Annotated in this window: 13 protein-coding genes and 1 pseudogene; 3 read left to right on the forward strand and 11 right to left on the reverse strand. The window is 39.5% G+C overall.

The window, feature by feature from the left end:
- Window positions 1-145 precede the first annotated feature (145 nt).
- A complete protein-coding gene (locus tag H6G26_RS34625; RefSeq protein ID WP_190735655.1) occupies window positions 146-541 on the forward strand; it encodes a hypothetical protein in 396 nt (131 codons plus the stop codon).
- Between the two features lie 109 nt (window positions 542-650).
- Here the strand turns inward: H6G26_RS34625 and H6G26_RS34630 are convergent, their stop codons facing one another.
- The 4 genes from H6G26_RS34630 to H6G26_RS34645 all read right to left on the reverse strand — a co-directional run bounded on the left by H6G26_RS34630 (window position 651) and on the right by H6G26_RS34645 (window position 2,829).
- Window positions 651-1,487 (reverse strand): hypothetical protein, encoded by an 837-nt coding sequence (locus tag H6G26_RS34630; RefSeq protein WP_190735657.1) that lies wholly within the window; start codon window positions 1,485-1,487, stop codon window positions 651-653.
- A gap of 112 nt (window positions 1,488-1,599) precedes the next feature.
- Complete coding sequence (locus tag H6G26_RS34635) at window positions 1,600-1,953, reverse strand: hypothetical protein (RefSeq protein ID WP_190735659.1); 354 nt, start codon at window positions 1,951-1,953, stop codon at window positions 1,600-1,602.
- A 241-nt stretch (window positions 1,954-2,194) separates the two neighbouring features.
- A complete protein-coding gene (locus H6G26_RS34640; RefSeq protein ID WP_190735661.1) occupies window positions 2,195-2,560 on the reverse strand; it encodes a clan AA aspartic protease in 366 nt (121 codons plus the stop codon).
- Complete coding sequence (locus tag H6G26_RS34645; protein ID WP_185587978.1) at window positions 2,557-2,829, reverse strand: hypothetical protein; 273 nt, start codon at window positions 2,827-2,829, stop codon at window positions 2,557-2,559. The genes H6G26_RS34640 and H6G26_RS34645 overlap by 4 nt, the downstream gene beginning before the upstream one ends.
- 230 nt (window positions 2,830-3,059) lie before the next feature.
- Between H6G26_RS34645 and H6G26_RS34650 the strand changes: the two genes are divergently transcribed.
- Window positions 3,060-3,356, forward strand: a complete 297-nt coding sequence (locus H6G26_RS34650; protein WP_190735663.1) for a hypothetical protein — start codon at window positions 3,060-3,062, stop codon at window positions 3,354-3,356.
- 42 nt (window positions 3,357-3,398) lie between these two features.
- Here the strand turns inward: H6G26_RS34650 and H6G26_RS34655 are convergent, their stop codons facing one another.
- The 4 genes from H6G26_RS34655 to H6G26_RS34670 form a co-directional block, all read right to left on the reverse strand.
- Window positions 3,399-4,322, reverse strand: a complete 924-nt coding sequence (locus H6G26_RS34655; protein WP_190735665.1) for a ParB/RepB/Spo0J family partition protein — start codon at window positions 4,320-4,322, stop codon at window positions 3,399-3,401.
- A complete protein-coding gene (locus H6G26_RS34660; RefSeq protein ID WP_190735668.1) occupies window positions 4,322-5,077 on the reverse strand; it encodes an AAA family ATPase in 756 nt (251 codons plus the stop codon). Before H6G26_RS34660 ends, H6G26_RS34655 begins: the two co-directional genes overlap by 1 nt.
- A 243-nt stretch (window positions 5,078-5,320) precedes the next feature.
- Window positions 5,321-6,154 carry a hypothetical protein gene (locus H6G26_RS34665; protein ID WP_242054102.1) on the reverse strand — a complete coding sequence of 278 codons (834 nt, stop codon included), beginning with the start codon at window positions 6,152-6,154 and terminating at the stop codon, window positions 5,321-5,323.
- A gap of 324 nt (window positions 6,155-6,478) precedes the next feature.
- Window positions 6,479-6,958, reverse strand: a complete 480-nt coding sequence (locus H6G26_RS34670; protein WP_190735672.1) for a hypothetical protein — start codon at window positions 6,956-6,958, stop codon at window positions 6,479-6,481.
- Window positions 6,959-7,455: 497 nt separating this feature from the next.
- Between H6G26_RS34670 and H6G26_RS34675 the strand changes: the two genes are divergently transcribed.
- A complete protein-coding gene (locus tag H6G26_RS34675) occupies window positions 7,456-8,463 on the forward strand; it encodes a DUF5602 domain-containing protein (RefSeq protein ID WP_190735675.1) in 1,008 nt (335 codons plus the stop codon).
- 174 nt (window positions 8,464-8,637) lie between these two features.
- Here H6G26_RS34675 and H6G26_RS34680 read toward each other — a convergent pair whose 3' ends face one another.
- From H6G26_RS34680 to H6G26_RS42185, 3 genes and pseudogenes are all read right to left on the reverse strand, one after another.
- Window positions 8,638-8,820, reverse strand: a complete 183-nt coding sequence (locus H6G26_RS34680) for a hypothetical protein (protein WP_190735679.1) — start codon at window positions 8,818-8,820, stop codon at window positions 8,638-8,640.
- A 114-nt stretch (window positions 8,821-8,934) separates the two neighbouring features.
- On the reverse strand, window positions 8,935-9,399 hold the full coding sequence (locus H6G26_RS34685; RefSeq protein WP_190735677.1) for a hypothetical protein: 465 nt from the start codon (window positions 9,397-9,399) through the stop codon (window positions 8,935-8,937).
- A pseudogene (locus tag H6G26_RS42185) lies at window positions 9,396-9,602 on the reverse strand (hypothetical protein); the annotation flags it as partial. The gene H6G26_RS34685 and the pseudogene H6G26_RS42185, both read right to left, overlap by 4 nt.

The raw sequence follows: 9,602 nt of genomic DNA on the forward strand, positions 1-9,602 counted from the left end.
CCAAAGCTTACCCATTAATGAAACAACCTAGAAATCAATTACGCCGTCAATTACAGACTGCTTAATTTAACTATATCTTGGCTTATTTCAGTGCCATTCGGCTATTAACGACGAGCTTCATTTCTCACAACAAGACGAAGATTTGATGCTTGCTAATCCAAGTGATTTAGAATTACTGCTAGAATTTCTAGATTCTCCTAACACCCATATCTGGCAAAGAAGAACTTTAGTTTCCACGCTCTACGTACTTTGGTTCGATGCTAATCACGCACCGGACGAAAGCTCTCTAAGCAATGCCGAATTTGCCAAAAAAGTTGCTCAAGAAATTAATAAACGCAGATCACTGTTGATTGAATTGGGGGCCGACGAATCCGAAGAATTCGGCGAACCGCTTTGGTATTTAAGCAACTATCTTAAAATAGAATTTGAAAAACACAAACCCCTTCCACAGATAATCGTCGACGGGAGGCTTGATCCCATTGATCCGATCGTAACTCTTAGAGCTATTGCAAAAGTGTTTTGTGATCTAATAAAACGTTAGACCATTTCCAATTAGGACATTTGATTAGCAGTGAAATTTTGGAGAGCTAAACAGCTTACTTCAAAGAAATTTAAGCGACTGACATAGAGTTTGCCGTTGAACCTTTGAGCTAATGGAAGGGGAGAATCGAAAGAGATTTTACTTTTTTTGCGCCTGGTGGTGGTAAAAATTTGAAAGTCTGCGCGTTTATAGTTGGGTTTGCAGTTCTCTGAATAATTTTTTCGGTAGCCAGAATATTTAACCCTTCGCTGTTAACGCCGATTTGCATTTGCTTGAGAGTTGCAGTTGCTGGTTGGACAAGCCCACTGTAGCTAAATCCATCTTTGGCATCAGTGTAATTGTAGGCAGAGAACTCCTCGCCATCAATTATGCGTTTTTCTTCTTTTAACCCGGAATTGTTAGCCAAACCAAACTTTTGGAGAATTTCGCTTGATGAATCGCTTTGAGCAATTAATTTTCTAGTATTTTCAGGTACTTTTAGAAAAACGAAGGAGGATAAACCAATGAAGAATTCTTCTTTGAAAGCTGCATAGGAAATTATAGCGTATTGTTGCAATTCGGATTTGTAAATCCAAACTTGTTTACCATCGCAAATCACCAGGGTGTAAAGTTTTGTTTTTCCGCCTGGTTGGGTAAAGGTAATCTCGGAGCGGAACTTTCCATCTGATTTGGCGAGAGTTTTAGTTTGAACCTGAATATTTAAATCGAAACCGTCTTTCTTGGCACTCACCAAGGATTCAGATTCTGTCAGATAGCGATCACTCTGTAAAAAAGCGGTAATAGCTCTAGCTAGCAGTTCCAGATCAAGTTTTTCCTGAGCCTGACTGATGTTTGTCCCTTTGCTTGCTATAACAATACGGGAGCTAGCAGGCGGTATAGCATTAACTTTACCTCCCAGTATGGCAATAACACTAAAAAATGCGATCGCTTTTTGTGTGTGTTTCATGGGTAATTTGTCATTTTTTAAATTCACAACTAATGTCTATATTAATTTCTATATAAGTTCTGGGAGAATACCCTGGCTGCCAGCACCACCCTGCACCAAAAGTGCCAGATTACTAATGGTTGACAGTAGCCGTAGATGAAACGAACTGAACATCGAGGTAGTGTCTGATATCTTCTATTTTTTTGGTTGAGAGTGCTTTCTTTCTCAAAGATGCAACAACATTATTAGCTCTAACCAACGCCAGCCAAATATCTAGGCTGTCTGCAATTTTTGTAAGAGTTTCTTCTTGAGACGTCATCTCTTCTTCGAGGTGATTTGGGTAAAATATCCCCCCAATTAATCCCCAATCTGGGCGCTCTGCTTCTAAATTTAGACTAATGTAGCAGCTATCAATTGCTGTTATGCCGGATTTACGAGCAAGCTGTCTTACCTTTTCCTTTATCCTCAAATATTCTACTGGAATCATAATCTTTCCGTAACTTCAAATTGTCAGCATTCTGCAAAAGTATAGTCGGGCATTATCAAAAGCTAATTCCTCATCAGTTAGTTTATCCATGCTTGCAAATTCAACTATTTATATTTTTAATCATTCTTCATCAAAAATTAAAGCAAAGTGTCTTACAAACAGACTCAGTTACCATTTAATGAACGTGGACAATTGAACTTATTCTGATAATTCCGAACTCAGCCAAACAACAACTAATTGATTAGAGTTTCTTTAAGGAAACTAAACCATTGTCTTGAAAATCTATTTCTAGATGATATCCTGCCATGAGAGAAGTCCCAAGCAAAGGTTTATAACCAGCAGCTAAAACTGGAATTAATCTTTCTATACCGTCCCATATAATTGTTGCCAAATGTATAGATAATAAAGCTTGACTACCATCGGCTAACCTTGCTTCGGTACTAGAATATAAGGGAAGATTCATTGCACTTACTGCCTGTGATGGTAAAGTAAGATGGTCATTAAATCCAGTATCAATTACAAAATCCAAATTAAAATCTGGCTGCGAAGGTAAACGAAAAACTACTGGAACTATTGCCCTACCATCGATTACTTTTCCATAAATCATTCAGCAGTACGCTCCATTGCACCACCAAAACTTACAGCAACATCATAACCAATCCGTATAGTAAACAATCTAGCATTAGGGTTTTTCTGTTTTAACTTTAATGCTGTTTCTACACCAGTTGGATCTATCCCATATTCACCAGTTTCTGCATCAATCACAATCATCTTGCCGATATTGTCACCAGACTCGACATTTTGACGAATACCGTTTTCGTAAAACTGTTTAGCTCTTAGGGCTACTTCTTCTACACTCCAGAAAATTGATTGCATCACAATTTCACCAAATAATTGCTTCTTCAATTATTGTAGTTTCAGAACTAATAAAGGCGTTTATTGTTCTCAACAGGTGCGTTACAGCGATAGCATAACCGCCCGTCGCGCTCATACTGCCAAGAGCTTATCTGTGTATATAAAAGTACAAAAATAATGATAAAACTCGGAAGAAGAACTACAGTTGTTGTGGAAGAATAAGGCAGATAAGGCAACATTTAGGGAATTATATGGAATTTAACAAAGAGTTCGAGAATATACTTGATATCCCTGAAAATTCTATTACTTTACCTGAAAATTTTGATTATGAAATAGCTGAGTATATTGCTGAAATGGTACTAAACTCTAAAGAAATTGCACAAAAAGACTCTTCATATAATGGTTTTGGTCTTTTATTTAGAGAAAATAATATAGATTCAGAACAATATGAAAAATTAAGGGAAGACTTAATTCAGAATATAGAAAATATACTGCGTGATTACTATCTCAACAAAACACGCGGATATCTAACGCCTAAAGATGAATAGCAGTAGGCATGATTACTCCATATAGGACAGTGTTAGATCAGCCTAGTTTTCTGATGTGAGTTTTTCTAACTCATCCAAAAGCTTCAATATGCGCGTTCGATTCTTCTGAACACTGACTCCTTTATTTTTTTGTAGTCGCTTGCTAATTTCGACTAATCGTTTAGCTAAAACTCTATCTTGGGTTGTTTCTGTTTCAGGTGTTAGTTCTTTTATTTTCGTCTTGATTTCGCTCAAAGATAAATTTTCAGCAATAGCTATTTTGAGTAGTTCAGAACGTTGCTGTTCTGACTTAACTCGTGCAATTACTTGGGCTTTAGTGTACTCAATCTCGCCCCGCCTCAGTACAGAAAGAATATCTTCGGGAAGATTTAGCAAAGGAAGTCGGCTAGAGCGGAATGTTCCAGCATTGAAACGTCCTATTTGTGACAATACTGTTTCAATCTGCTCAAGTTGAATCAGAACGTTCTGATTCAATTCAATACCTCTTTGTTTAGCGTTGAAAGACTGGTGCAACATAGATACAACTTCACTCGGTTCTATTTCTAAAGAAAACGACAGAATCTCTAGGACTGCCTCAGTTTCTTCTATTGGATTAAGGTCTTCCCGTTGTAAGTTCTCCATCAAAGCTACTTGGAGAGCTTGTTTATCATCCAAGTCATGAGAGACAATTGGGATTTCACTTAGCCCCACCTCACGCGCAGCCCGTAGCCTTCGTTCACCAGCTACCAGCTCGTACTCTCCATCATGCAGTGGACGAACCAGCACTGGTTCCAAAATGCCATGTTCTCTGACTGACTGTACTAATTGGGCTAACTTTTCCGGGTCGAAGTAGCGACGTGGTTGTTTGAGTGGTAATCGAATCTTTTCAATTGAAACTGTAGTAGAAGATGAGTTATAAGAGCTACTAAGGTAGGCATCAACCGTATTTAGCTTTGGTGCTACCCGATTAGATTTTCTTGGTGGCATTAAACTTCCTCTAGTTTCTGAGCAATAGCTTCAAGGATTTGGACAGATGGGTGTTTAGGATCATAAACCGCCAAGGGCTGCCTTGCCATCGAAGCATCAGCAAAGCTAATTGTTCTAGGGATAGCCGGAAAAATTGGAGCTATAGGACTCAGTTGTTCATTGATGCCATCAAGAATAACTTTACCTTGGCTAGTACGGCTTTCGTGCATCATAGGAACTACCCCAGCAATCGTCAGACCTGGATTAATACGTTCTCTTACTTGGCGAATAGAATCTAGCAGCAGTTCTACGCCTAAAAAAGCTTTAAAGTGGGTTTGAATTGGTACAAGTACATGAGTGGAAGCTACCAAGCTCAGAATACTGAAAATTCCCAATGTGGGGGGGCAGTCAATCAGTACAAAGTCATAACTGTCTTGCACAGTTAATAATGTTTGCTTAAGTCTCCATTCACGAGCTATTACGGAATGAAGTTGTACCTCAACGGCACTCAAAATAATGTTACTGGGAACTAAGTCTACATTGTGTAAATTATGGTGGAGCGGTAATGGAGAATCTTTTAACAAAGAATCAGCGATGGTTTGCTTCAACTCGAATGGTTCTAAACCCATAAAAGCAGTCAGCGATGCTTGAGGATCAATATCCACTAACAAAACTCGATGTCTCCGTTTAGCCAGCTGATAACCCAAATTCTGCGTTAGGGTGGTTTTACCAGTTCCACCAGCTTGATTAAAAAAAGAAATAATCTTAAGGGACACAGCGTTCACTGATGAAGCAACTTTCGTTAGTTAGCTTAAGCTATTGCTATTGATAATTGTCTGGAATGTCACAATACTTACATACTTCCAAAATAGGGTTTCCGTTCTTGCTCTAGTAATAGACTGCATTTAAATTGTGGCTATTTTGGCACTGTGGCATAGATATATGGAGGAGAAAAGGAAAAAGTGATCACTTCTGATGTCTACCGCTTAAGAGGTGTAGGCGCATCTCTCATATCAAAATCATTTGCCTTTGAGATGAAAATAGTACACAAATTTTTGTTGTGGTTTAGGAAGAATCTGTTTTACTGTTCGTTCGACATCAACTTGGGTTTTACCACTAGCAATCGGCATAGCCTCAAAGAAAGCAAACCAGACATCATTTAAACCTATTTCTCGCCATTGCTTGCTATATTTTTTTGCATATATCTTACCTACCTCTTGGTAGTAAAGGTGCTTTAGCTCGGAGCTTTTCTCCTTGAGAATCCGTATTTCATCCCAATGTTCTTCTAAATTTTTTTGACTTTTTAAATAAGTCTTTAACTTGGCAATTTCAGGCGATTCAATTTCTGACACAGAGGCGGTTAGGGAAGTTATAATACCAAACCTTGTCTTCGCTAACTCATAATTTTCTTTAAGTGAACCCTGTACACCACGGCCAAAAAAGATGTTAGAAGACTTAAATATACCATCTGAGACAATTTTATCTTTGAAAGGTAGCAACACTGTCTCAACTAATCTTGGGAGGCTTGAACCAACTATTTCTTCAAATGGGCTATATAAGGACAGAACTCCATAAGCTTTAGGAGGCTCATCATTAGTCAGAAAAACTGTATACTTCTTCAAGTAACGAAAAACAAAAAATTTCCCTGGAATAAAGCCTTTCCAACTTTGAATAATAGAAATATTTTCCGGCGATAAATTGTTTATATTTTCTTGAATAAATCTATCAAAAAGTTCGGGATTTTGGTAAAGTTTATCTCGAATTTTTACTGTTGACTCAAAAGGATACCTTTCTATGTCCTCTGGCTTTTTTATACCAGGGGTTATCTGGAATTTTTGATTTGTGTAAACCAATAGGGGTTTAAAAAGGCTAAAGAAATAGTCGGCTTCTTCTTGCGGTAGCTGCATCTATAAAATCGATTCAGAATCTCCTTTTAATTAGGCTACCTTGTTTAGTAAAGAGACTCAATGCCCAACGTCACATCAATATTTAGTTAGTAGTTATACGTTATTAGTCATTCGTGGAATAGACGATTGAAAGTGCTTCTATCTCTGCCAATACCTCATGGCAGAGGTAGAAATTATATTGTTCGCGCCGCCCCTGTGTATTTGAGCATCTGTCAACGATTTTTCATCTGAAGAAGGCGGTTTTTCTATTTCTTGCCATTACATCTATGTTTATCTGTCTTCATTGAGGTACTTAAGCAGAGTTTCGATTTGCTGAACAGAATAGACATTAATCGGAAGCATGGGAGTATCAGAGCCAGCAAGGATAGCTATTACTCGATGAGTATTGTAGTCTATATTTTTGAGCTTTTGTATCAGGCGTAAACCCAGAGATGGAGTATTACACCGGGATTTGACAAAAGTTTCAATGTCGGAGCGGAATGTAACTTCGACACCAACCCCACCGGAAAACTTTAGAGCTTCAGAGAAAACAATTCCTGGCTCAACTATAGTTTGAGCTTTTGTCAAGGCAATGAAAAAGGTGGATTTAAAATCATCAGGCATCCTATGCAGTTGGGCTTTTGTGGTTGCCAATGCTTCATCACTCACGTATCCAAGGCTAATTTCTGAAGGTATGGGGCATTCTTCTAAATTAACCCGCGAACCATAGACATCACCCAAAAGCTGTTTTCTGCGTTTAGCTTCTCCCATACTTCATCCCCTGTTACTACCATGAGTGTCTAACTAGAATACTAGCCAATGCTGCAAAGTCCAAAGCGATCACACTTCGCTGTTATTGATTGAGAATGCAAAACTGCTCTCAAGTTTTGACAAGAGAGCAGTAGCAGCAAAGCGCGATAAATTTACATGGGGCTTCATAGATTCAATGCCCCGGTTACTGTATAGGTGGTTCGGTATGTAGGGATATACAGCTTACATGGTAGCAAGTTCCGAAAAAAAATCATGTTCTTTACAGAGAATTCATGAATCGCACCAGGAAGAAGCGGTAAACTTCATACCTCAATAGAAAATTCTACAATGATTTGTGTAGGTGCGAAGAGTCCTAGCCTTATTTCACGACTCCAAAGATGCGATCGCACGGATTTAGTCATTTGGCCCCATATCTAATAGTTCTTGACTTCTTTTTAGCAGTCGTTTAGCATCACTAGTGTCTATTTTATATGGATTTTTTAAAGGGACACCTATCTATGGCTACTGTAAAAAAGTTACCGATGCTGCTTACCTCAGCAGTGCTTTCTGCTTTTTCTTCGGGGCTGGAACCTGCACACGCACATGGGTTGCACTTACATTCAGATTCAGGACACTCACTTTCAACAATAGACCCGCGCTTAGGCTCAGATTCAATCTTCTATGGCGAACCACAACCTTTGGGAAATGGCTCTATGCGTACTTGGGTAAAACTTGATAATAATGCCAATCCCTCAGATATTGGTGTTTCATTTACTGAAGCAGCACTGTCCAGGTTGCCCACAGAATCCGACAATTTTGGAGAGTATCCCCTGAAGCTAACGCTCCTAGACGGGATCGGCAATTCGACATTTGAGTATGAGCTTCTGTTCCCAAAAGAGGCTGCGGCTACGCCGTTCACTCATATGTCGCTTAACTATAATCCGCTTGGACATGCACCGGCAGGAGTCACCAATGTGCCGCATTTCGATGTTCATTTCAATATGCTCACCCCAGAGGAACGTCACGCAATAACAGCAGATAATTCTGAGGAGTTTTTGCAAAAAGCGTACAAGATACCACCAGCAGAACTGATTCCTGATGGTTTTGCATTAGCACCTAATTCTGCTGAACCGCGAATGGGATCACATTATGGAGATTTCACCTCAGATGATTTTCAAACGCCATGGGAAAAGGCATTCATCTATGGGTTCTATGATGGACGGATGGTTTTTTGGGAACCGATGATCGCAAATTCTTTTCTTGAGACCAAGCCCAATACTACTACTCCTATCAAACAACCAACCTTTTATCCTAAGAATGGCTATTATCCAACTGCATACAGCGTAAATTATGCAGATGGAGAATACTCAGTGTCTTTAAATGGATTGACATTTCGTTCCTCTAAATCCGTCTCTGTCCCCGAACCCAATTTGACATTGGGAACATTAGCTTTTGGTGCTTTCGCTACAGGTTTTCTGCTAAAGCGAAGGAAAAAACAAACTGTGATGGGTAGCGCTTCCAACTGATTACAAACGTAAGCTTGTGACTGCGGGACTGGTCTATTCCATACGGTCTCTAATGTTGGATTTCATCAATTTGTATTAAGTATATAGGTTTTATTTCCCAAATCTTCGATCTGGCGTAGATATAGCGAAGACACTGTTGGCGAAATATTGCTTAACATTGTAAAGATGAAAAAATCAACCATTCAGGAGAAATTTGGGTTTGAGTCGGTCAAATAAAGCTTTCAGCCAGGAGTTTAAGTTCTGCAATGAATTGATTGAGCGCTTTTTGGGCTGTTTTATATCCTGAAGCCTGTCGCCCAGCTTTAGTTCAAATAAAATGCGATCGCGTATTGCTTCAAAATCTACAATGTCATGCACAAAGTTAATGGCTGACCGTTCCTTAAGCTCTAAATTTTCTTTTAGGGTTTTGTTGAAAGCCGCCTCACAGTTAACAGCTACAACTGCGGCGGCTATTGTTCAAATATTCTTCGCTCAATCTGCACCAAAAATCGCATCCAATTCTTGCGACGAAGCCTGACCTTGAACTATTGAAGCAGGTCTGATTGAATCAGCCGCTTCCCCCTCAAGCTCAGGCGACTCTAAAACATTACTCTTGTAAGCTGGGGCATTGACCGCTACAACTGGTGCAGTCAACGCTGGCTGTGACAAGACAAACTGTGGTTGTTCCACACCCATAGCCAAACGCATATAACTACCGTGTTTATTCAATGAGTCCTGCGCTTCCCAGCAAGCAAAACGGATCTGCTCTGGCGTAAAATTACCGCTCTTAAATCGCGCCACTGGCAAGAAAGCAGCCACCAAGATATCAGCCACCTTACGCTGTGCCTCATCCTTGGGCAACGAGTTCAAGTAATCAACCACCTCTGCTAAAACATCACCCTCATAAGGTTGAAGCCGCAAACTCAAAGACTTGCGTTTCTTTTTGCTTTGGTTCATTGACTTGTCTCCATCCCCAACAAATAATCAAACATCCCAAAGCAGTCCACCAGACGCGCTGACGTACTATACCTATACGTTTGCTCTGAATCTAAATTAAAAGTTTCTTGCACCTGAGTTATAAAACCGCTACCCCAAACCATCGGTATCATTGGCAATTTGTCGTCTTTGGGGATGTATTGACCAGTTCTCTCGTAAACACT

Source organism: Nostoc sp. FACHB-888, from assembly GCF_014696655.1.
Classification (GTDB): Bacteria; Cyanobacteriota; Cyanobacteriia; order Cyanobacteriales; family Nostocaceae; genus Nostoc.